Source organism: Pseudomonas izuensis (assembly GCF_002356535.2).
Classification (GTDB): domain Bacteria; phylum Pseudomonadota; class Gammaproteobacteria; order Pseudomonadales; family Pseudomonadaceae; genus Aquipseudomonas; species Aquipseudomonas izuensis.
Genome location: NZ_AP017423.2, coordinates 1,113,628 through 1,136,360, shown reverse-complemented (window position 1 = coordinate 1,136,360; position 22,733 = coordinate 1,113,628). Strand labels below are relative to the sequence as shown.

Below are 22,733 nucleotides of genomic sequence, written 5' to 3'. Positions count from 1 at the left end.
AACGATAACGCGGGGTAACAGGATAAACGCGGCGCTCTGGAGTCCATCGCGAGCAGGCTCGCTCCTACAAGGGATCGGGTGAGGCCCAACGTGGGTAAATGTTAAGGAAACCAAGTGATTACTGCCCTCGCCTTTTCAACGATCGAAGCCATTGAACGCGGTGCCTGGAATGACTGTTTCCCCGACGAACTGGAGGATTGGGATTACTACCGGGCCGTTGAACGCTCGGACATCGTCGATTTTCAGTGGCGCTATCTGGCGCTGTTCGAAGACGATGTATTGATTGCGGCTGCGGTGGCGTTCACCACCGCTTACTCGCTGGACACTACGGTTCAGGGCCTGGGCAAACGCATCAGCCAAGGATTGCGGCGATGCTGGCCGGGGCTGTTCGATGTGCGCCTCTACGCCCTTGGCTCGCCGGTGGCCGAGCAGTGCCATGTCGGCACGGCCCGGCATATTGCCGTGAGCCGACGCCCGGCCTTGCTCGAACACCTATTGAATCTGGCGCGCAAGGATGCCGATCAGTCCGGCATCGGTCTATTGGCGGTCAAGGACGCCTCGCACCGCGACCCTCAATGGTTGCAGGCCTGCCATGACGCAGGTCTGCACAGCATGCCCGGTCTGCCCAGTGCCGAACTGCCGATTACCTTCGGATCCGTCGACGCTTACCTCGGTACGCTCGGTAAGTCCACCCGCAAGGATTTGCGCCGCACCCTGCGTGGCCAAGGCCCGCGCATCGAATGGCGGCGTTCGGTGGATGACCAGCTCCCGCGAATGATGCAGCTTTACGAAGCCACGCTCGAGCGCAGCGACCTGACCTTCGAACGCCTGCCACCGGGCTATTTCCGTCAAGTGCTGGAACACCTCGATAATCGTGCCGCTTGTGTGCTCTATTGGCTCGGCGAGGAACTGGTGGCGTTCAATCTGGTGCTGCTGGACGAACAGCGCCTAGTGGACAAGTTCTTTGCCCACGATCTGAGCCAAACCCGTGAGCACAACTTGTACGTGCGCAGCTGGCTGGCCAATGTCGACTACTGTATTGAGCACGGCGTTACGATCTATGCGTGTGGCCAGGCCGGCTATGCCAACAAGCGGCGCCTGGGTTGCTCGTTTACCGGCAACACCGTGTTTTTCCGCCATCGCAACCGCCTGCTCGACAGCCTGTTGCGGTTGGTGAAAATGTTTATCCGTCCGGACCGGTCCGACCCTGCCATGGCGGCTGCGATAAGCGAGCTGCAATAAGCGAAGCATGATGATCAAAAACCGACACCCCGCCCCCCGACCTTTCGCCCTCTCCGGCTGGAGCCTGCAACGCAAACTGGTGCTGGCGTTCTGGCTGGTCAGCGTGATCCCGACCATGATTGCCGCCGAACTGGCGGCGACCACGCTGTCGCAGATTTTCGACAGCAACGTACGCATCTGGCTGCAGGAATCGACCAAGATTGTCGAAGACGAGATCACCGAAATCCTGCGGGACAATGCCCGGGCCGCGCAATTGTTCCTGCGCTATACGCGCCCGCCCACCGATCGACAGTCAACCCGAAACGACAAGCTGACCAGCGACATTGCCGAGTCCATGGGCATCGACGTGGTGGCACTGGTGCGCAACAGTGATAACAAGGTGATGTTCAGTACGGTCGCCGATGACATCGTCCGGCAGATCAGCATCGCCCCCAAGGCCGTGCTGCAAACCCTGCAAGTCGGTGGCGTGGCGACCGGCACGGTAGTCTCGACCTTCGAGACCGAGCAGGAGGGTGTCGGCTACAAGCTGGTGATCGCCACTTACCTGGACAGCAGCTTCCTCACCAGCGTGGCCGATGTGCATTCCCTTGATCTGCGGCTGTACCTGGCCAAGGCCGATGACTTCTCGGAGATTTTTGCCACCCAACGTTTTGAAGATCATCCCGCGGCGGTGCCGGAAGACATCGAACAGTTCCTGCGCAACACCAAGCAGCCGATCGAGCAATTCACCAACCGCTACAGCGGCATCTACCGTCCGATTCTCAACGAAAGCGGTGAACTGCAAGGCGTGATCTTCAGCGGCCTGCTGCGTCACAGCAGCCTGTTGGGGCTGGTCAACCAGAGCAACCTGTTCATCCTGATTTTCCTGCTCAGCTCGGCGGCATCCCTGACGGTCGGCTGGCTGGTTTCCCAGCGGCTGACCAAGCCCTTGCGCGGTCTCTCCCAGGGCGTTCAAGCGGTGATTGCCGGGGACTATCGCCAACGCTTGCCAGTGACCGGCGGTGATGAGCTGGCCGAACTGAGCAGCACGTTCAACCACATGAGCGAACGCCTGGGTGAGTTGCAGCATCTGGAGTCGCAACTGCGTCGCCGCGACCGTTTGCATGCGCTGGGGGAAGTCGCCATGGGCCTGGCCCATGAAATCCGCAACCCGCTGGGTATCATCAAAACCGCCACGCAGCTGTTGCATCGGCGCGCCGATCTGCCCGAGAGCGACAAACGACATCTGGAATACGTGGTCAGCGAAGTCAGCCGCATCAACGACCTGATCACCGAATTCCTCGACTTCGCCAAGCCCAGCACACCGATGCGCTCGACCCAACCGGCGCGGCCATTGGTGGATGAACTGGCGGGTTTTTGCGCCCCGGAACTGGCCAGCCACAACATCGATGTGCAAATCGACGATCAGGCTCCCGACGCCACGCTTTACGCCGACGCCCGGCAACTCAAGCAGGCCGGGCTGAACCTGATCGTCAACGCCATCGACGCCATGCCCGGCGGGGGCCGCCTGACCCTGGGCATCAGCAGCGACGGGCCGTACACCGTGATCAGCATCGGCGACACCGGCCAGGGCATCGAACCGGACATGCTCGAACGCATCTTCACGCCGTTCGTCACCACCAAGGCCTCCGGCACCGGCCTGGGTCTGGCGAAGGTGTTCTCGATCATGGAAAGTCATGACGGACGCATCGAATGCACCAGTGAAAAAGATGCCGGGGCCACGTTCAGCCTGTACATTCCGGCCAATGGCGAAGACTTCGACGAGGGCAGTGATGACACATAACGTACTGGTGGTCGATGACGAGCCAAAACTCTGCGACCTGCTGGCCTCGGCCTTGAGTCAGAACGGCATTACCGTGTTCACCGCCGGCAATGGCCTGCATGCCCTCAAGGTGCTGGAGGTCGAAGACATCGACCTGGTGATCACCGACTGGCGCATGCCCGGCATGGACGGCCCGCAATTGCTGGCGGAAATAAAGAGCCGTTTCCCGCAGTTGCCGGTCATCGTCATGACCGCCTACAGCACGGTGAAAAACGCCGTGCAGTCGATGCGCAACGGCGCCTTCGACTACATCGCCAAACCGTTCGACATTGATGAACTGGACATCACCGTCAGCAAGGCCCTGCAATTTCGCGACATCCTCAAAGACAACCAGCGCATGCGCGCCGAACTCGACGAACACCGGCAGATCGACAGCCTGATCGGTGACAGCCAGAGTTTCCGGCGGGTGCTGCACGCCATCGACTCGGTGCGCGAAAGCAACGCGACGATCCTGCTGACCGGCGAGAGCGGCACCGGCAAGGAAATGGTCGCCCGGGCGATCCACAAGCATGGCAATCGCGCCGACAAACCCTTCGTCGCGGTGAACTGTGCGGCCATCCCTGAAGGATTGCTGGAAAGCGAAATGTTCGGCCATCGCAAGGGCGCGTTCACCGGGGCCGTGGCCGACCGGGTCGGACGGTTCATGCAGGCCGACAAGGGCACGCTGTTTCTCGATGAAATCGGTGAAATGCCGCTGCCGTTGCAGGCGAAAATCCTTCGCGCCCTGCAAGAACGCATCATCGAACCGGTGGGCGATCCCCGCGAACGCAAGGTTGATGTGCGGGTCATCGCCGCCACCAACAAAAACCTGCTGGAGGCCGTGGCCAACAAAGAGTTTCGCGAAGACCTCTACTACCGCCTCAATGTGTTTCCGATCCCCTTGCCCGCCCTGCGCGAGCGGATCGAGGACATCGCGCCGCTGGCCCGCCATTTCGCCCACACCCTGGGCGCCACCGCAGGCAAACGCATCACGGGATTCAGCCCGGAGGCGTTGCAGGCCATGGCCCGTTATTCGTGGCCGGGCAACATCCGCGAACTGCAGAACTGCGTGGAACGCGCGACCATCGTCGCCTCAGGGGCGGTGATCGAAGACCATGATTTGCCGGCGTACCTGTTTGCTTCAGCGCCGGCCGCCGGCAATGCCATTCTCAGCGAAGGCACCCGCGTGCCACCGGACCTGGAAGCCGCGCTGGCCGAAGTCGAAAAGGCCTACATTCTCGCCGCCCTGGCCCAGAGCAATGGCGTGCAGGCCGCCGCTGCGCAGTTGATCGGAATCTCCGAGCGCAGCTTCTGGTACCGGCTGAAAAAACTGGGGATTCATGTGGACAAAATAATCCGCTGAAAACCCCACAGACGGACGACTTTCAACTGTGGGAGCGAGCCTGCTCGCGAAGAACGCCCGAACAACGCGATCATCCAGACAGGGCGCGTTATCGTTGAAGTCCATCGCGAGCAGGCTCGCTCCTACAGGAGTTGGGTTTTAGCCGTTGACGGTTCCGCCCTTCGCCTCACTCATGATCTGGCGAATCGCCCCCACGAAGCTTTCCACCGGTTGTCCTCCCGTGACGGCGTATTGGCCGTTGAACACCACAGTCGGCACCGAACTGACCCCGCGCGACAGCCACAACTGTTCTTCCTGGCGAACCTCCGTGGCGAATTCATCCGACGCCAGAATCGCCTCGGCACGCTGGCGATCCAGCCCGACGCTTTCGGCAATCCGCGCCAGTTGAGTGGTGTCGGAGGGGTTGCCGCCGTCAGTGAAATACGCCTTGAACAATGCTTCCTTCAGTTGCAGTTGCAGCCCTTCGAGCCCCGCCCAGTACAGCAAGCGATGAGCATCGAAGGTGTTGTAGATGCGGCTGTTGCCATCGGTACGAAAGGCAAACCCGACTTCGGCGCCACGCGCGCGGATCATCTCGCGATTTTTTTGCGACTGCTCCGGCGTCGAGCCGTACTTCTCGGTAATGTGCTCGGTGATGTTCTGCCCTTCGGGGCCCATCTTCGGGTTCAATTCGAACGGCTGGAAACGGATCTCGGCGCGGACCTCGTCGCGCAGGATGTCCAGGGCTTTGGTCAGGCCGTACAGACCGACGACGCACCAGGGGCAGGATACGTCGCTGACGAAATCGATTTTCAATGGAGCACTCATCATTCACCTCGCTGGCTGAACGCGCCTTAAAGCTCGAACGATACACCCGCCAGACTTGAATGCGCAGCAGATCCCTTGTGGGAGCGAGCCTGCTCGCGAAAGCAGATGATCATTCAACATTGATGTCGACTGACACGACGCCTTCGCGAGCAGGCTCGCTCCCACAGGGGAACCCAGTGTTAGAGGAGGTTGGGTTCGGCCACCGGTTCGATCTGCGCCCAGTGCGAGGTGTCCTCACGATGAGCCCGCAGGTACGGCAACACCGCTGCCAGCAACGGCGCCTTGAACGCTTCCTGGAATCGATGGGCCAGGCCTGGAATCAGCTTCAACTGGCTGCCGCGCAGATGCGCCGCCAGGTGCACGCCATGCATCACCGGCAGCAACGGGTCCGCGGTGCCATGCACCACCAGCGCTGGCACCCGCAATTGATTGAGCAGCGCCACCCGGCTTGGCTCGGCCAGGATCGCCATGATCTGGCGTTTCACGCCTTCGGGGTTGAATGCCCGGTCATAGGACAACGCCGCCTGATGCAGCAACGCCTGGCGATCATCGCTCACCGTCGGGCTGCCCAGCGCGGCGAGCAGATCGGCTTGTTGCTCCAGCGCCACCTCGCGATTCGGCGCGCCACGACGGGCGAGCAACTGCACCAGTGCGGCGCTCGGCGCAGGCAGGCCTTCGGCACCGGAAGTGGTCATGATCAACGTCAGGCTCTCGACCCGCTGTGGCGCCATCGCCGCCATGTGCTGGGCGATCATCCCGCCCATACTGGCGCCCAGTACGTGGAACTGCTCGATGTGCAACGCATCCATCAGGCCCAGACCGTCGTCCGCCATGTCGGTCAGCGAGTACGGGGCTGACACCGGCAAACCCAGCTTGTAGCGCAACACCTCGAAAGTCAGGTTGGCCTCGACAGGCGGCTGCCGCCAGGTCGACAGGCCGACATCGCGATTGTCATAACGAATGACCCGGAAACCCTGCTGACACAATGCGACTACCACCTCGTCCGGCCAGTGAATCAACTGCCCGCCCAGCCCCATCACCAGCAATAACGCCGGGTCCGAAGCACGGCCGATGCTCTGGTACGCCAGGCTCACCTGCGCCAGATCGACGTGTTCGGTTGGAACATTCACATCACAACGAGACGCTGCCAGGGACGGCAGGCTGAACAATGAGGCCAGGAAAATGGCCGCCGAAAAAAACAAAGCACGCATGAAAAAACACCAAAACGCAGAACCCCAGTAGAGCGCGAGTCTGATGAAGTTTGTTCAAGCGCGCTGCCACAGTTCTGTGACAGTTTGATGAAGAGTGCCGAGCGGTCATCGCGATAACTATGTAGTGCCAATCTACCGCGGCACGTCCCTTAAATGGCTCGTTCAAGGGGCGGAGACACCGCACCTTCCCATCGAGCCTCTATCGTCATGACCACACGATTTTTTTCCGACCTGAGCACCCTTTCATCGCTGGCGCTACCCGCCCAGACGCCGTTGCCATTACCCCTCGACGAAAGCCTGTTTTTGCGCGCCTCGGCTCGCTGGCGCGAAAGCCGCGAAGGCCTGCGCGAGTTGCTTGCCGCGTCGCCATCGGTGCGCGATTCGATTGACCAATTGCTGAGACAAAAAATGGATCTGGACGGCAAACGGGTCGGTTTGCGCTTCGCCGCAACGGATGCACAGCCTGAGCACTTCGTCAGCCTCACCGATGCCTGCGCCTTTGTCCTGCAGCACCCGGTACTGGAAACAACCCTCGATCAGCGCTGTCGGGTGGATGGCCTGGATCAGGCACACGCCCTCTCGTCCCTGACACCCTTGCAACTGCTTGCTCGCCTCAAGACGCTGGAACCGGAACAATCACACGGTGAGCGCTGGATATCTTTCTGGAATTCGCGAGCGCCCGATATGGCGGTGTCGCGACAACAACGCGTCATACAGCTTTACCGTGATCATTTCGAAGCGGCTGCCCACATGGCATACGCTCAGAAAATCCTGACCGCCGACCAACTCAAGCCCCTATTGTTGCTCCTCGACCTACCCGCCGGGGCGCTGACCCTGGACGACCAGCCCGTCAACACCGAGCAATTGGCCCTTGTGTTGAAAAACCGGAGCAAAGTCAAACTGACCGGGGCGTGGGTCATTTCCACGGGCGATGCGGTCAAAAGCGGCCAATGGTTGTATTTGCCCAGCCGCCCCCTCGCCATCCAGCGATTCAATCAGCGCAGCGACATGGAAGACTGGCTGTCCCGGCAGTCTCTCGTCCCGGCCGGTTTGCCCCCGGACAACTTGAACTTTGAGTACACCGCCAAAACCGACCCGTTGACGGTAGGTGCAAGCGATCTGTTTGCGGCTCACCATCAGTCCCAGATCACCCTGTTACGCGCCGGCACCCGCGGCAAGACCGGACTGGCGCAACACGGCGCACAATCTCTCGCCCAGGCCGACATGGTTGATCGTCAGAAAACGGCGTTCTTTTTTGCCTCACCGCCCAAACTGGAAGGCGCCAGTGCCACTGGCGATACAGATGAATCGTCATTGTTCGGCAGCCTGTATGCCGACATCCCCTGGTCCCGGCGCCAGGCTGCCCTGAGCAAACAGCGCGATGCGCTCGAAACCTGGGTGCAATCGCTGGATGAAAACCAGGATCTGCAATCTTTCCAGACCTTGATCAACACGTTGGAAACTGCCGAACAAACTGCCGACACCGCGGCCACTGTGCTGTTGAATCTGTCGCGAAGCCAGGACTCGACCCGCTTCCAGAATGAGCTCACAGCCCTGCACAGCGCTCATAAAGCAGGGCTGCACGCCGAGGTCGCTTTGCAACTGGCCCTTGGACAACTGAGTGATGATGAAGGCAGCTCGATCAAGGCGCTGCTGGATACGCCCGACGATCCGGGCACCTCGGTAGCGGCCAGCCTGACGCTATCGATGACCGAAACGGATGGCGACAAATCCACGGTCACCGCCACTGCAGTCAACGGTGCATTCATTGTGACCCAAGCCCCCGTGCTGACCGACGCTGACCTCCCGCACAGTGTGCTGCTCTACTGGATGGGCAATGGCGGTGGCTTGCAACGATTCGACAATCTTCGCGAACTGGAACGCCAGCTATTGAAGATTCAGGACCGAAAAAACGGAATGAGGCTGCAACTGAACAAAATCAACGACGATGCGCTGCAGTACAGCTTGAATCAGTTGACCCAGGACTTTGAAACCCAAGCCGACACCGTTCGCCAATCTCACCCCGAGCCTGAACAAGCCGCGCAGGTCACCGAGAAACTGGACATCTTGCGCAAGCGCGCCCTCGCCACCCTGCAGGTTCCGGTGAACGCTGCCAGAAGCCTGGCGTCTGCACAAATGCTCGAGCAACACCGCAGCGGCACGCTAGCGTCCAGTTTGCCTGACTGGTTGCGCACGCTGAAACAGCCCGATCGTACCCGACTCAAAAGACTGATCGAGGCCTACATCCTGGCGATGCGCCAAAGCCACAGACTCATGACAAACGCCTTGGAACCGCGAGACGATTTCACCCGCAAACATTTGCATGCACGCCTGAGAAAGGATTTTTCACTCAAGGGTCATTTCGAAGTGCGACTGAACCTGCCTGACTCTGTCACGTGGGAAAAGCGCTACTCCGCAACACCCGCCGGGAAAATGGAAACGTCGGTCATGGTGCCCGGCGCCAAGCGCAGCACAATGTCACTGGTAGAACTGGCACAGCTCAACATCGACAACGTTCAATCGGTCCAACAGGATTCGCTGTCGCAGCGTCTGGTGTTCATGCAGCTGGAAGTCACCGCTGCGGATGCGGCAGAACGTATCCGTCTATTGAACGGAGTCAAGCTGCCCTATCTGCGCAAAACACTCCCGGAACTCGACCTGCCCAAAGCCTACGAAAAACTGATCCTCGACGCTTTTTTGGGAACGCCCGATGAGCCGGTTTTCGTCAAGGAACATCGCCGTGAAAGCCTGATCGAGCCATGGCGCCTGATGCTCAAGTTGCAGGGAGAATGCTCGCGCCTGCAAACACAGATCAGCAACGACGAACTGAAAATACTGAACATCGCGATCAACGCCGACACGCCTGAAGCCTGGCGTACCGATGGCAAACGCGTTGTCTTGCTGCCGGCCAAGCTGACCGTGGGGGGCAAGGACACCCCCAACGAGGGCCCCGTCGACCTGGCCGGTGTGTCCTTCATCCAGGAGCAAATCAGCGGGATCACACTGCTGTACCTTCCCGACAGCCCGGACGGGCAATTCCTGCGCCGATACGACAGTCTGGAATCAGCGCGCACGGCCCTCTACAACCTGTGCATGAACGACAAGTGGGTGAGCTACTTGGCCGGCAGGGCTCTGGAGGGCAACGTGCGGGGCCATGAGAACCGCATTAAACAAGCCTTGGTCAAGCACTTCGATGCGCTGATCGGTGTTGGCGTGCAATGGCCGGCGACCACTTCACTGGCCACTTATCTGCTCAACGTCCATATGGGGCGCCTGATCGAAGCCCATCGCAACACTTCCCGCTCCAATGATGCGCTGTACCTGGAGCGTCATGCACTTGAAGGTCCCCGCGCCTTCAACTACATGAAGATGGCACTGGGGGTGGTACCTTTTGTCGGTACGGCGATTGCTCTCTACGATGCCTGGACCGCTGCAAACCGTGCGGTGGCAGCTTTTTTACGCGGCGACGCTGGAGACGGCCTGACGGAACTCCAATCGGTGTTGATGTCGTTGATCGACGCGGCAATGGATCTGATCCCCGGGGAAGCCAGCACATCTGCGCTGTCCCGAACGGCCCGAAGCCTGACGCGCACTCGCCAGCTTCACGACCTGACCAGTAACGTCGCCACCCTGCATCAAGCCTCACAGCGCCAGGCTCGCCATCTGGTGCAACGCTTCGCCGGCTACGAATACGAAAAACCGATCGCCTTGTACGACCTGCAGCCAGCCACTCACGGCCTTTATCGAGGTATTTATCGCCATGCCGACGGTGACTTCATCGAACGCCAGGGACGCATATTCCAGGTGGAGCTGAGCACGGATTCGCGCAACTGGCGTTTGAAAGGTACGGCGCAAAAAACCTACAAACAGCCCATCGCACTGGATGAGACCGGACACTGGGACACGTACTTCGGCGTGCATGGTGTGGCGTTCGAAGGGGGAGGACTCGGTGGCGGCAACCTGCTGGGGCATCTGGCCGATACCCTGGACCCGATTTGGCCGCGAGCCATCCGCGAGCGGTTGCCGCGCTGGTGGGTCGACGAAGCCTTCCGTCGCCAGCATGCCTTGACCGAAGGTGCCGATAACCTCTCCGATCAAATCGCGCAACGGGTCAAGCACACGGACCAGGTACTGAACACCTACAACACCACCCCTCCAGCGAATCGCTCCGCGGCGCTGCTCCAGCAAGTCGAGACAGCCTGCATCACCGATATCGAACTGGCCGAAAGGTATTTCCAGACGCTGACAGATCTGCTCCCACTCACGCATGGCAACAAAAGGCGCACGCTGGTGGACTTCCGAAGCAACGCCGCCCTCCTACTGGCAGACCGTTACAAGCATCGGCTGTTCGTTGCCAACCACCGCACCATTCCCATGATGGACAGCATCGATGCGAGCATCCAAAGGCTTGATTCGACTCCTGCAACGGAACTTTCGCACCGACTGAAGACGCTGGAGGACATCAGGAAACTGCGACTCGAGATGGTGAAGGAGTTCGACAGGGTCAATGCCCATCTGCGAGACCTCAACCACTGGTATCAACGCATCACGGTCAACGCACAAAAGGCCGAATTGACTCAGGAAGTCACCCTGCTGAACGCACGTCTGAACGAGGCCAACATCCTTTACTTGAGGACGGGCAATTTGCTGGAGATGGTCACCCGTTATGACACGAGCAATGACTTATCCTGGTTCTTCCTGCAAAACCAGGCCCGAGCCATCAGGGACCGGGTCGATCGCAGTCTGTTCACGCAACATAGTCTGCCGGAAGTCAGTACGACCAAGACTCAGCGCAATCAGATCCTTCAAGCGTGCATCGAGGATTACACCCAGTTCCGTCGCGACATGAATGCCTGGACCGCCAGCTATCCGCAGCACTTCCATCTGGAAACCGTACCGCTGTTGATGGACGGTATCGAGAAGATGACCGAGAGGGCACGCAAGGCGATTGATCTACCCGCCCCTGCGGTCCCGGCGGGGCAAATCAGCAAAAAGGTCTTCACCACCGAATCCGATCAATTGCTGATCGGCGTGGAGCATTGGGAACCCACCACGCAAAAGCGCCAATACACCCTGACCGGGCAAGGTGGGTACGAGGAAATTTGGGAACAGGGAAGTAACGGCAAATTTCGTCTATTGAATCCGCCGTCGTCGCCGTCTCACAGCGCTCACAAAGACCTCGACTCGTTGCTGGCAGATGCTCGCCGCCGGTTGCAATCCCTGGACACCTATCAGGCCAGAGTGCAGGCCTATGCCGATCAAGACATGCTCCCGGTGGACCTGGAGCACCTGATGCTCAGCGAGGCGAACGAACTCACTCGCCGCGCCCTCGGCATCGAGGAAATTGCCCCACGCAATGCTCTTGTCCAGCAACTGCGCGACAAGGCCAACGAACTGATTGGCACCGGCCGCACACTACGTACCCGCCAGTCGCTGCTGAGCAAAAAACCAACCGACGGCATGCTCGACGATCTGGTCAGTCACAACGCAGTGGAAATCCGCAAAACCAACCCGATCAAAAACCTGGGCAAGCGTCGGGATGGTCGCATGGACTATATGCAGGAATATGAAGTCTGGGATGTGACGCAAACACCACCGAAGGTGCTGTGGTACGCGCACTTTCATTACGCCAAAGCGAAACCCGAATTCAGCGGTTTTGAGAAAGCTCATCTCAAGTTACCGGAACACCGGTTCATGACCCACGCGGACAACGCCGAGCTGCCCTACGCCGACATCGGCAAGCGATCGGCGGCGTTACCGCATTTCGAAAACCTGTGACAGGTCTGTAGGAGCGAGCCTGCTCGCGATGGACGTTAACGATAGCGCGTATTGTCTGTTTCAACGCGGCGCGTGTGAGGCCATCGCGAGCAGGCTCGCTCCTACAAGGGTTTTGTATTACGCCAACTGACTGCGCAACTGCCGCGCCGCCGCCACCATGTTGACCAGCGCCGCCTCGGTCTCCGGCCACGCCCGGGTTTTCAAACCACAATCGGGGTTGACCCACAGCCGTTCAGCCGGAATGCGCTGCACAGCCTTGCTCATCAACTTGACCATCTCGGACGTGTCCGGCACCCGTGGCGAGTGGATGTCGTAGACACCCGGACCGATGTCATTCGGGTAATCGAACGCTTCGAAGGCGTCGAGCAATTCCATGTCCGAACGCGAGGTTTCAATGGTGATCACGTCGGCGTCCATCGCCGCGATGGCCTCGATCACGTCGTTGAATTCGCTGTAGCACATGTGGGTATGGATCTGGGTTTCGTCGCGCACACCGCTGGCGCTCAGGCGGAACGCGTCCACGGCCCAGTCCAGGTATTCCTTCCATTGTTCACGACGCAGCGGCAGGCCTTCGCGGAACGCGGCTTCGTCGATCTGCACAATCTTGATGCCGGCGGCTTCCAGGTCCACCACTTCGTCGCGCAGGGCCAACGCCAATTGCTGCGCCTGGACTTTGCGCGACACGTCTTCACGGGGGAACGACCACATCAGCATGGTCACGGGACCGGTGAGCATGCCTTTCATGACCTTGTCGGTCTGGCTCTGTGCGTAGCTGATCCAGTCCACCGTCATGGCCTTCGGACGGCTCAGGTCGCCGTAGATGATCGCCGGCTTCACACAGCGCGAGCCGTAGCTCTGCACCCAGCCGAAACGGGTGAAGGCATAACCATCGAGCTGCTCGGCGAAGTATTCGACCATGTCGTTGCGCTCGGCTTCACCGTGCACCAGCACGTCCAGCCCCAGGCGTTCCTGTACCTGCACCGCATGGCGGATTTCGTGGTGCATGGCGTCGGTGTAATCGTTGGCCGACAGCTTGCCTTGTTTGTAAGCCTGCCGCGCCAGACGAATAGATCCGGTTTGCGGGAACGAGCCGATGGTGGTGGTCGGGAACGCAGGCAGTTTCAAGCGTGCACGCTGTTGCTCGATGCGTTTGGCAAACGGCGAACGGCGCTGGCTGTCGGTTGCGTCGATGGCATTGATACGTGCCTGCACCTCGGCCTTATGAATACGCGGCGACTCGACGCGGCTGGCGGCGATGACGCGGCTTTCGGCCAGCGCGGCTTGCACTTTCGGCGCTTGCGGATCGTTGAGTGCATCGCGCAGCACGGCGATTTCGCCACACTTTTGCACGGCAAACGCCAGCCAGCTTTTCAATTCCGGATCGAGCTTGTCTTCGCGCTCCAGGTCCACCGGACTGTGCAGCAGCGAGCAGGAACTGCTGACCCACAGGTTGTCGCCAAAACGCTCCTGGGCAAATCGCAGCTGTTCGAGTACCGGTTCCAGCTCACAGCGCCAGACGTTGCGACCATTGACCAGCCCCACCGAGAGAATCTTGTAGATCGGCAGGCGATCGAGCACGTGCAGCAGTTGGTCCGGCGCGCGCACCGCGTCGATGTGCAGGCCTTGCACCGGCAAGCCGACGGCCAGGCCGAGGTTGTCCTGCAGGCCGCTGAAGTAGGTCGCCACCAGCTTTTTCAACGGTGAATATTGCAGGATGTGGTAAGCGCGTTCGAAGGCGTTTTTCCATTCCTGAGGCAGGTCGAGCGTCAGGATCGGTTCATCGATCTGCACCCATTCCACGCCTTGGGCAGCGAGGCGCCCGAGGATTTCGCCGTAGACCGGCAGCAGGCGCTCCAGCAAGTCGAGCTTGTCGAAGTCGTTGCCTTTCGCCTTGCCCAGCCACAGGTACGTCAGTGGACCGATGATCACCGGTTTGATGGTGTGACCGAGGGCCTTGGCTTCTTCGACTTCATCGAACAGCTGTTCCCAGCTCAGTTTGAACGGCTGATCCGCAGTGAATTCCGGGACCAGGTAGTGGTAGTTGGTGTCGAACCACTTGGTCAATTCCTGGGCATATTGCGCCTGGCCATGTTCGCCGCCGCAGCAGCTCGCAGTGGCGCCACGGGCCATGGCGAACAAGGTATCGAGAGTCGGCAGGCCGCGTGCGTCCTTGGTGTTGTCGAAACGCTCGGGGATTACACCGAACGTCAGGGAATGGGTCAGCACCTGGTCGTACCAGGCGAAATCGCCGACCGGCAGCAGGTCGATGCCGGCGTCTTTCTGCAATTGCCAGTGGGTGGCGCGCAACTGGCGGCCGACGCTTTTCAATGCGCTCTGGTCGAGGTCGCCTTTCCAGTAGGCTTCGAGGGCTTTTTTCAGTTCGCGGTCGGCGCCGATGCGCGGGAAACCTAAGGTGTGGGCCACGGCCATGTCGAATGTGCTCCTGTGTAAAAGATGGCGCTATTGTCGACAGCCAACCCAACATGAGACAAACTCAACCTTTTCGTGTTGATCACAAGTTTTCCTCATGGAGCCCCACGGTGCTTGAAATCCGTCACTTGAAGACCCTGCACGCCTTGCGTGAAGCCGACAGCCTGGTGGATGCGGCCGACCGCCTGCATCTGACCCAATCGGCGCTGTCCCATCAGTTCAAGGAGCTTGAGGAACGGATGGGGATGCCGTTGTTTGTGCGCAAGACCAAACCGGTGCGTTTCACCAGCGCCGGGTTGCGCCTGCTGCAACTGGCGGACGCCACCCTGCCGCTGTTGCGCGCCGCCGAACGCGACATCGGTCGCCTGGCTGGTGGCACTGCCGGACGTCTGCACATGGCCATCGAGTGCCACAGTTGCTTCCAGTGGCTGATGCCGACCATCGACCAGTTCCGCGATGCCTGGCCGGAAGTCGAGCTGGACCTGGCCTCGGGTTTCTCTTTCGCGCCGTTGCCGGCCCTGGCCCGTGGTGATCTGGACCTGGTGGTGACGTCCGACCCGGTGGATCTGGTGGGCATCACCTATGTGCCGCTGTTTACCTATGAAGCGATGCTCGCCGTGGCCAACCAGCACCGCTTGGCGGGCAAGGCCTACATCGTGCCGGAAGACTTGCTCACAGAGACGCTGATTACCTACCCCGTGGAACGCGATCGACTGGACATCTTCACCCGCTTCCTGGAGCCCGCCGACGTCGAACCGGCCCAGGTGCGCACCTCGGAACTGACGGTGATGATGATGCAACTGGTGGCCAGCGGCCGCGGCGTGTGCGGCATGCCCCATTGGGCGCTGCATGAGTACAGCTCACGTGGCTATGTGAAGGCCAAGCGCCTGGGCGAGAAAGGGTTGTTCGCGACGCTGTACGCGGCGATCCGGGCCGACATGCTGGATGCGCCGTACATGCGCGATTTTCTGCTGACAGCGAAGGACACGTCGTTTTCTACTTTGGATGGCGTCAGCGCCGTTCGATAGACACACATCCCCTGTGGGAGCAAAGCTTGCTCGCGATGGGCACACTGCAGTCAATCAGACAGACCGCGTTATCGTTCATCGCGGGCAAGCCTTGCTCCCACAGGGGACTGGGACGCCCCTTAAATCTCGCGCCACATGTGAATCTTGTCGAAGTAGTCCTCGCCCACCCGCACTGCCATCGGCTCCAGGCCGAACTGGATGAAGCCGCAGCGCCGGTACAGATTGAACGCGGCATCGTTGCCGGCAGTGACGGTCAATTTGATCAGCCGCAATTCCGTATGCGTCCGCGCCTCGGCCAGCACCGCCTGCACCAGTTGATGACCGAGGCCCCGCTGGCGCACGTGGGCGGACACGTACATGCCAAACAGCGTCGCCTTGTGCCGGGCCTTTTCCCGGGGCTCGAAGGCCAGCCCGGCAATGCCCGCCAACCGGCCTTCCTCGAACGCGCCGAACACCACATCGAGCTTGCCGGTCAGGCGCGACTCCCACCAGTGGAGCGGCATGGACGCGCGCTCGCGTACGCTGGAGGTGAACGCCTGCGGATGCCGGTCATAGGCCTCGAGCATCAGCGCCCGGTAGTCCAGGGCATGGCTGGCGTCCAGCCGCTCGATCCACATGTTCAGGCCATCCGGCGTTGTTCAAGCATCAGCCGCAGCGCCAGCGCCGACAGCACGAAGCCCATGAAATAGCGCTGCAGCGCCAGCCAGGTCGGGTTATTGACGAACCACGAGGCAATGCCCGCGGCAAATAGCGCGATCAGCAAATTGACGCTGAAACTGACGCTGATCTGGGTCAGGCCCAGCACGATGCTTTGGGTGAACACCGAACCGTGCTCGGGCGTGATGAACTGCGGAAATACTGACAAATAGAACACCGCAATCTTGGGGTTCAGGGCGCTGGTGAGAAACCCCATGGTGATCAGCTTGCGCGACGAGTCCGGCGGCAATTGCTGGGCCTCGAACGGCGAACGCGCACCGGGCTTGACCGCCTGCCAGGCCAGCCACAACAGGTACAGCGCGCCAACCCACTTCAGCACTTCATAGGCCATCGGCACCGCCAGGAACACCGCGGTCAAACCGGCAGCGGCGGCGAACAGATGGACGAAAAACCCGGCGACCACCCCCAGCAACGAGGTGACGCCGGCCTTGCGGCCCTGGCAGATCGAACGGGAGATCAGGTAGATCATGTTCGGCCCCGGTGTCAGGACCATCAGCAACGCGGCGGCAGCGAATATCAACAAGTCTTGAAGCGGGATCATGGCGAGTCCTTGCTATGGATGATCGGGCGTAAATGATCAGGCGGTCGCGGTCAGCGAATCCCGATAAAACGGCAGGATCAGGTCTCGTGTCAATGGCGCCAGCGTGAGATCACCGTTGGTGGCCGGGTCGATCCAGATCACCTCTTCGATCTCGGCTGCCGGGGTGACATCCACATCGATGTTCAGCAGAAAAATCTCGGCCTTTACGACAAACCCCGGCTCGTTGGCGGCGGGCGCCGAGAATTGACCAAGGAAGGTGGCGTGTGCCGGATCGATGACCAGCCCCAGCTCTTCCTCCAGCTCCCGGGCCAACGCATTGACCGGTTGTTCATGGGCTTCGATCTTGCCCCCCGGTTGCATGAATGCCTGGGTGCCGCGTTTGCGCACCAGCAGGGTTCGGCCGTCAGGACCGATCAGCAGGGCGGCGGCAATGTGGATAAGTCCGGTGGGTTGGGCAGCAAACGTCGACATGAACAAAGGCCTTTGACTCAAAAGCGGCAAGGATCACATGTCCACCGCTCTCGATCAAAGGCCTGACAGCTGACCCGACTTTTGCAGATGCTGCTGATCCCCGGTGGGAGCGGCCTGCTCGCGAAGGGGCCCAGTCAGTCAATGATGATGTCGCCTGATACACCGCTTTCGCGAGCAGGCTCGCTCCCACAAGTAGATCGCAGCCTCGCTCGATTATGCCGCTTCCTGGAAATCCATCTCCGGCGGCTGGCGACGGAAACCGCTGGTCAGCACCGCCAGGTACACCACGCCAATCGTCAGCCAGCTCAGGCCGAGGTAGATCGCCAGGTGATCGAGACTGACCATCAGCCACAGGTCCGCCACCAGTCCGATGAACGGGAAAACCAGGAACAGCACCAGCTCGCGCAGTCCTTTCTTTTTGCCGCCGATCCAGTAATGGAAGATGACCGACAGGTTCACCAGGCTGAAGGCCAGGAACGCGCCGAAGTTGATGAATGAGGTCGAGGTGGTGACATCGAGTTTCAGTGCCAGCAAGGCCACCACGGCGCACAGCAGGATGCTGTTGATCGGCGTGCCGAAGCGTTCGTGCAAAGTACCGAAAAACGACTTCGGCAATACACCGTCGCGACCCATGGCATACAGCAGGCGGGAACCGCTGGCCTGGGCCGACAGGCCCGAGGCGAACTGACCGACGATCAGACCGATCAGGAAGATCGAGACGAACAGGTCGCCGCCGATGTTGCGGGCAATTTCATAGGCCGCCGAGTCAACATTGTCGAACTGGAACGACGGATGAGCGATCTGCACGAAGTACGACACGCCAACGAAAATCAGCCCGCCGATCAGGGTGATCAGCATGATTGCCCGTGGAATGGTGCGGCGTGGGTCGCGGGTTTCTTCGGTCAGGGTGCTGACCGCGTCAAAACCCAGGAATGAGTAACAGGCGATGGCCGCGCCGCTCATGATCAACGGCATCTGCATGTCGCCGTTGAAGAACGGTTTGACCGACCACAGCGGCGTACTCGCATCGCCGGCAACGTAGTGCACGCACAGCGCCACGAAGGCGATCAACACCAGGAACTGCACCAGCATCAGCAGGGCGTTGATGCCGTTGGCCAGTTTCAGGCCGACGATGTTGATGGCGCTGGTGATGCCAATGAACGCCAGCACCCAGACCCACTGCGGTACTGCCGGAAATGCCGAGTTGAGGTAGGCCGCGCCGATCAGCCAGATCGCCATCGGCAGGAACAGGTAATCGAGCAGCACCGCCCAGCCGGCGATGAAGCCGAGTTTCGGGCTGATGGCCTTGCGCACATAGCTGTAGGCGGAACCGGCGACCGGGAAGGCCGAGGCCATGCGCCCGTAGCTCATGGCCGTGAAGAACATCGCCACCAGCGCCGCCAGATAAGCGGCGGGCACCATGCCGGCAGTGGATTGGGCGAGGATGCCAAAGGTGCCGAGCACAATGATCGGCGTCATATAGGCGATGCCGAACAGCACCACCGACCCTAATGACAGGGTGCGTTGCAAACGAGCCATGAGCGACTACTCCGGTTGTTATTGGATTTATGGCAGAGCCGAGTTCGGCGCAGGGTTTTCGGGTGTTGCTTTGTTGTTCTTGGGTAGATCAAACAGGTGTGTTGCCTGTCAGGGCCTCATCGCTGGCAAGCCAGCTCCCACATTGGTTTTGTAAAGGCCTTGAGATCCCTGTGGGAGCTGGCTTGCCAGCTCCCACATTGGTTTTGTGAAGGCCTGAGATCCCTGTGGGAGCTGGCTTGCCAGCGATAGCGTCAGCCCGGCCAACACAGAATCAGGATCAGCGCGCAGGAATCATCAGCTCCCGCAATCCACCGGCATGTTCAACGAGCTCCCCCGGCAACTTCAGCCGCTGATCATCCAGATACCGATAATCCTGGCGCGCCGCCGTCAGCCGGTTCAGGTCCAGCTCCACCTCAAACTGCCCTTCATAGCGACCGGCTTCGAACAACAGCGCGCCCAGCGGATCGACCAGCGCACTGCCGCCAGCGAACAGCAGCCCGCCGTCGCCCTCTTCCACCCGGTTGACCATCAGCGCAAACGCCTGGTTTTCCTGGGCACGGGCCATGATTGCGGTGCGGTGGGTCGGGCCGTAGGGGTCCATGTTGCCGTTGGTCACCAGCAGCAACTCGGCGCCCAATTGCGCCAGGGCGCGGGCGGTCTCGGGAAATTCGATGTCGTAGCAAATCAGCAGGCCGACGCGTACGCCGTTCCACAGGCAAGTGGCGTAGCGATCACCGGCTTCATAGACGCCGCGATCCGAGGCCCACAGGTGGGTCTTGCGGTATTTCAGCGCAATTCCTTCGGGGGTGATCAGCAGCGTGGTGTTGTAGAAACGGCCGTTGTCGTTCTCGGCGGTGCCGATGACCACGGCAATCCCGCGCTCACGGGCGGCGGCGACAATCGCGCTGACGGTCGGGCCGTCCAGTGGTTCGGCGACGTCGGCCACGGACTCGGCCGACGGGAAACCCATCAAGTGGCTTTCGGGGAACATGATCAGCTGCGTATCGGCAGCACAGGCGTTGATCGCTGCCAGGGCGCATTCGAGGTTGTAAGCCGTGTCGTTGTCACGGCCCGCCAATTGGGCGAGTTCGACTTTCATGGGGAGTCCTTGTTCTGAACGCCGGAAAGATTGCCCGGTCGCTGTCTGTGCGCCAGTATGCGCAGCAAGCCAGCGGCCGGGAAATCACGCCGCTGGGGTAACACGATAGGGGTAGATGCATGACACTCTCGTTGGACGACATCGCCTGGCACCGTTCGGTCGGGCAATTGATCGATGCCCTGGACAAGCCCAATTTCTGGACGCAGCTGGTGCGCCTGCTGGACCAGTACGTGCCCTGCGACAGCTGGGTGGCGCTGCTGTTCAGCGCCGACCAGCACCCGCAAGTGTTCGCCGAATGCCCCGGCATTGACGGTGGCCCCGACCCGTTGTTCCAGGACTACCTGCGCGGGTTGTACCTGCTCGACCCCTTCTACATCGCCTGCCGCGAGCAATCGCGCACCGGTCTGTACCGTTTATCGGAAGTGGCCCCGGAACATTTCGAACTCACGGAATACTATCAACGATACTTTCGTGTGAATGTCGTGGCCGATGAAATCCAGTTTAATTGTCAGCTCGAAGGCGACCGCACGCTGTGCCTGTCATTGGGCAGCAAACAGCGCTTCAGTGCCGGGCAGATTGCCTTGCTGTCGCTGATTGCGCCGTGGGTGCTGGGCTTGTTGCGCCAGCGTTTGCCCTACGAGATCAATGAAGTGGTGGCCCTGGCGCCCGCCCCGGTGCAAGGGGATTGGCGGGTGCAACTGGAAGCGTCGGTGCAACAACTCAAAGGCGCGCAGTTGACCGCCCGGGAGCTGGATGTCGGGCGTTTGATGCTCAGCGGCTGCTCGAGCAAGGAAATCGCCCGCAAGCTGGAAATCTCCATCGAAACCGTGAAAGTCCATAAGAAACACATGTACAGCAAGCTGGGGATCAAGTCCCAGTCCGAGCTGTTTTCGATTTTTCTCCAGGCACAAAATGCCTGATATAGCGCTGATGCGCTTTTCTGTGGGAGCGAGCCTGCTCGCGAATGCGGTATTTCACTCAACATCGATGTCGACTGAACCGACGCCTTCGCGAGCAGGCTCGCTCCTACAGTGATTTGCGTTTCGCCAACATTTGAGTCCGAACCCAAGGAAACCGTATGAGCCTGTCACTCCTGAGCCGCTACGCCTTCTTTGCCGTCTGCGTAATATTCACCCTCGCCAGCCTGCCCTTCCTCGAACACGACTGGCTGTGGCCGATCACCGCCGTCACCGGCGTCCTCAGCCTGATCGGCATTGGAGACTTGTTGCAAAGCCCCCACGCGGTGCGGCGCAACTACCCGATCCTGGGCAACATTCGCTATCTGGTCGAAGCCATTCGCCCGGAAATCCGTCAGTACCTGCTCGAATCCGACAGCGATGCCCTGCCCTTCTCCCGGGCCCAGCGTTCGCTGGTCTACTCCCGAGCCAAGAATGAAAGCGCCGACAAGCCGTTCGGCACCTTGATCGACGTGTATCAGTCAGGTTTCGAATTCATCGGCCATTCGATGCGCCCGGCGCCATTGAGTGACCCCAGTGGCTTCCGGGTCACGGTCGGTGGCCCGCAATGCACCCAGCCGTATTCCGCGTCGGTGTTCAACATCTCCGCCATGAGTTTCGGCTCGCTCAGCGCCAACGCCATCCGCGCGTTGAACCAGGGCGCCAAGCTCGGCAACTTCGCCCACGACACCGGCGAAGGCAGCATCAGCCCCTATCACCGGGAACACGGTGGCGACCTGACCTGGGAACTGGGCAGCGGCTATTTCGGCTGCCGCACCGCCGACGGTCGCTTCGACCCGGAACGCTTCGCCGCGCAGGCCCGAACGCCGCAAGTGCGAATGATCGAAATCAAGATGAGCCAGGGCGCCAAACCTGGCCATGGCGGCATCCTACCTAAACACAAGGTCACCCAGGAAATCGCCGATACCCGTGGTATCAGCATGGGCGAGGACTGTATCTCGCCGTCACGCCATACCGCGTTTTCCACGCCGATCGAGATGATGCATTTCATCCAGCAGCTGCGTGAGCTGTCCGGTGGCAAACCGGTGGGCTTCAAATTCTGCCTCGGTCATCCATGGGAATTCATGGGTATCGCCAAGGCCATGCTGGAAACCGGCATCCTCCCGGACTTTATCGTGGTCGATGGCAAGGAAGGCGGCACCGGTGCTGCGCCCGTGGAGTTCACCGACCACATCGGCGTGCCGATGCGCGAAGGTTTGCTGTTCGTGCACAACACCCTGGTGGGCCTGAACCTGCGGGACAAAATCAAACTCGGCGCCAGCGGCAAGATCGTCAGTGCCTTCGACATCGCCAGCGTACTGGCCATCGGTGCCGACTGGGCCAACTCGGCGCGGGGCTTCATGTTCGCCATCGGCTGCATTCAGTCGCAGAGCTGCCACACCAACAAATGCCCGACCGGTGTCGCCACCCAGGACACCCTGCGCCAGCGAGCGCTGGTGGTGCCGGACAAGGCCCAGCGTGTCTACAACTTCCACCGCAACACCCTCAAGGGCCTGGCCGAAATGCTCGCTGCCGCCGGCCTTGAACATCCGTCGCAGCTGTCAGCCAAACACCTGGTACGGCGCATGTCGGCGACCGAGATCAAACTGTTCTCGCAGCTGCACGTGTTCCTGAAACCGGGAGAACTGCTGACCGGGGAAGTGAACGGCGAGTTCTATTCGCGGATGTGGCAGATGGCACGTGCGGACAATTTCGAGCCTAACGAAGTAGCGGCTGCCTGACGCTGACG

General features: G+C 60.5%; 15 protein-coding genes. 7 read left to right on the top strand and 8 right to left on the bottom strand.

Translation table 11 applies throughout. The features are described from left to right. Nucleotides 1-114 precede the first annotated feature (114 nt). From LAB08_RS05035 to LAB08_RS05025, 3 genes are read left to right on the top strand one after another with little or no spacing between them, the layout of a single operon-like run. Nucleotides 115-1,242 (top strand): GNAT family N-acetyltransferase, encoded by a 1,128-nt coding sequence (locus tag LAB08_RS05035; RefSeq protein ID WP_096513241.1) that lies wholly within the window; start codon nucleotides 115-117, stop codon nucleotides 1,240-1,242. 10 nt (nucleotides 1,243-1,252) lie between these two features. Continuing rightward, on the top strand, nucleotides 1,253-3,025 hold the full coding sequence (locus LAB08_RS05030; RefSeq protein ID WP_436799354.1) for a sensor histidine kinase: 1,773 nt from the start codon (nucleotides 1,253-1,255) through the stop codon (nucleotides 3,023-3,025). Further along, entirely contained in the window at nucleotides 3,015-4,406 is a 1,392-nt protein-coding gene (locus LAB08_RS05025) for a sigma-54-dependent transcriptional regulator (protein WP_096513243.1), read from the top strand. Before LAB08_RS05030 ends, LAB08_RS05025 begins: the two co-directional genes overlap by 11 nt. A 138-nt stretch (nucleotides 4,407-4,544) precedes the next feature. Here the strand turns inward: LAB08_RS05025 and LAB08_RS05020 are convergent, their stop codons facing one another. Beyond that, nucleotides 4,545-5,213, bottom strand: a complete 669-nt coding sequence (locus LAB08_RS05020; protein ID WP_096513244.1) for a DsbA family oxidoreductase — start codon at nucleotides 5,211-5,213, stop codon at nucleotides 4,545-4,547. A gap of 179 nt (nucleotides 5,214-5,392) precedes the next feature. Next, nucleotides 5,393-6,424, bottom strand: coding sequence for an alpha/beta fold hydrolase (locus tag LAB08_RS05015; protein WP_096513245.1), 1,032 nt, complete (start codon nucleotides 6,422-6,424; stop codon nucleotides 5,393-5,395). A gap of 207 nt (nucleotides 6,425-6,631) precedes the next feature. Here LAB08_RS05015 and LAB08_RS05010 point away from each other — a divergent pair, with 207 nt between their 5' ends. Continuing rightward, complete coding sequence (locus LAB08_RS05010) at nucleotides 6,632-12,202, top strand: dermonecrotic toxin domain-containing protein (protein WP_096513246.1); 5,571 nt, start codon at nucleotides 6,632-6,634, stop codon at nucleotides 12,200-12,202. Between the two features lie 117 nt (nucleotides 12,203-12,319). Here LAB08_RS05010 and metE read toward each other — a convergent pair whose 3' ends face one another. Beyond that, on the bottom strand, nucleotides 12,320-14,632 hold the full coding sequence (gene metE, locus LAB08_RS05005; RefSeq protein WP_096513247.1) for a 5-methyltetrahydropteroyltriglutamate--homocysteine S-methyltransferase: 2,313 nt from the start codon (nucleotides 14,630-14,632) through the stop codon (nucleotides 12,320-12,322). A 110-nt stretch (nucleotides 14,633-14,742) separates the two neighbouring features. Here metE and metR point away from each other — a divergent pair, with 110 nt between their 5' ends. Further along, nucleotides 14,743-15,660 (top strand): transcriptional regulator MetR, encoded by a 918-nt coding sequence (gene metR / locus LAB08_RS05000; protein WP_096513248.1) that lies wholly within the window; start codon nucleotides 14,743-14,745, stop codon nucleotides 15,658-15,660. A 119-nt stretch (nucleotides 15,661-15,779) separates the two neighbouring features. Here the strand turns inward: metR and LAB08_RS04995 are convergent, their stop codons facing one another. The 5 genes from LAB08_RS04995 to LAB08_RS04975 all read right to left on the bottom strand — a co-directional run bounded on the left by LAB08_RS04995 (nucleotide 15,780) and on the right by LAB08_RS04975 (nucleotide 20,027). Then, a complete protein-coding gene (locus LAB08_RS04995) occupies nucleotides 15,780-16,277 on the bottom strand; it encodes a GNAT family N-acetyltransferase (RefSeq protein ID WP_096513249.1) in 498 nt (165 codons plus the stop codon). A gap of 2 nt (nucleotides 16,278-16,279) precedes the next feature. Then, complete coding sequence (locus LAB08_RS04990; protein ID WP_096513250.1) at nucleotides 16,280-16,918, bottom strand: LysE family translocator; 639 nt, start codon at nucleotides 16,916-16,918, stop codon at nucleotides 16,280-16,282. Between the two features lie 36 nt (nucleotides 16,919-16,954). Beyond that, nucleotides 16,955-17,389, bottom strand: coding sequence for an NUDIX hydrolase (locus LAB08_RS04985; RefSeq protein WP_096513251.1), 435 nt, complete (start codon nucleotides 17,387-17,389; stop codon nucleotides 16,955-16,957). A gap of 213 nt (nucleotides 17,390-17,602) precedes the next feature. Then, entirely contained in the window at nucleotides 17,603-18,928 is a 1,326-nt protein-coding gene (locus LAB08_RS04980) for an APC family permease (protein WP_096513252.1), read from the bottom strand. A gap of 277 nt (nucleotides 18,929-19,205) precedes the next feature. Next, a complete protein-coding gene (locus tag LAB08_RS04975; RefSeq protein ID WP_096513253.1) occupies nucleotides 19,206-20,027 on the bottom strand; it encodes a carbon-nitrogen hydrolase family protein in 822 nt (273 codons plus the stop codon). A 119-nt stretch (nucleotides 20,028-20,146) separates the two neighbouring features. Between LAB08_RS04975 and LAB08_RS04970 the strand changes: the two genes are divergently transcribed. Next, entirely contained in the window at nucleotides 20,147-20,947 is an 801-nt protein-coding gene (locus LAB08_RS04970; RefSeq protein ID WP_096513254.1) for a helix-turn-helix transcriptional regulator, read from the top strand. A gap of 158 nt (nucleotides 20,948-21,105) precedes the next feature. After that, the gene (locus LAB08_RS04965; RefSeq protein WP_096513255.1) at nucleotides 21,106-22,725 is read left to right on the top strand and encodes an FMN-binding glutamate synthase family protein; all 1,620 of its coding nucleotides are present in this window, start codon (nucleotides 21,106-21,108) and stop codon (nucleotides 22,723-22,725) included. Nucleotides 22,726-22,733 lie beyond the last annotated feature (8 nt).

Coding starts and splice junctions, on each gene's coding strand:
- LAB08_RS04965 (WP_096513255.1), top strand. CDS start 21,106: ATGAGCCTGTCACTCCTGAGCCGCTACGCCTTCTTTGCCGTCTGCGTA.
- LAB08_RS04995 (WP_096513249.1), bottom strand. CDS start 16,277: ATGTGGATCGAGCGGCTGGACGCCAGCCATGCCCTGGACTACCGGGCG.
- LAB08_RS05020 (WP_096513244.1), bottom strand. CDS start 5,213: ATGAGTGCTCCATTGAAAATCGATTTCGTCAGCGACGTATCCTGCCCC.
- LAB08_RS04985 (WP_096513251.1), bottom strand. CDS start 17,389: ATGTCGACGTTTGCTGCCCAACCCACCGGACTTATCCACATTGCCGCC.
- metE (WP_096513247.1), bottom strand. CDS start 14,632: ATGGCCGTGGCCCACACCTTAGGTTTCCCGCGCATCGGCGCCGACCGC.
- LAB08_RS04970 (WP_096513254.1), top strand. CDS start 20,147: ATGACACTCTCGTTGGACGACATCGCCTGGCACCGTTCGGTCGGGCAA.
- LAB08_RS05025 (WP_096513243.1), top strand. CDS start 3,015: ATGACACATAACGTACTGGTGGTCGATGACGAGCCAAAACTCTGCGAC.
- LAB08_RS05010 (WP_096513246.1), top strand. CDS start 6,632: ATGACCACACGATTTTTTTCCGACCTGAGCACCCTTTCATCGCTGGCG.
- LAB08_RS04975 (WP_096513253.1), bottom strand. CDS start 20,027: ATGAAAGTCGAACTCGCCCAATTGGCGGGCCGTGACAACGACACGGCT.
- LAB08_RS04980 (WP_096513252.1), bottom strand. CDS start 18,928: ATGGCTCGTTTGCAACGCACCCTGTCATTAGGGTCGGTGGTGCTGTTC.
- LAB08_RS04990 (WP_096513250.1), bottom strand. CDS start 16,918: ATGATCCCGCTTCAAGACTTGTTGATATTCGCTGCCGCCGCGTTGCTG.
- LAB08_RS05030 (WP_436799354.1), top strand. CDS start 1,253: ATGATCAAAAACCGACACCCCGCCCCCCGACCTTTCGCCCTCTCCGGC.
- LAB08_RS05015 (WP_096513245.1), bottom strand. CDS start 6,424: ATGCGTGCTTTGTTTTTTTCGGCGGCCATTTTCCTGGCCTCATTGTTC.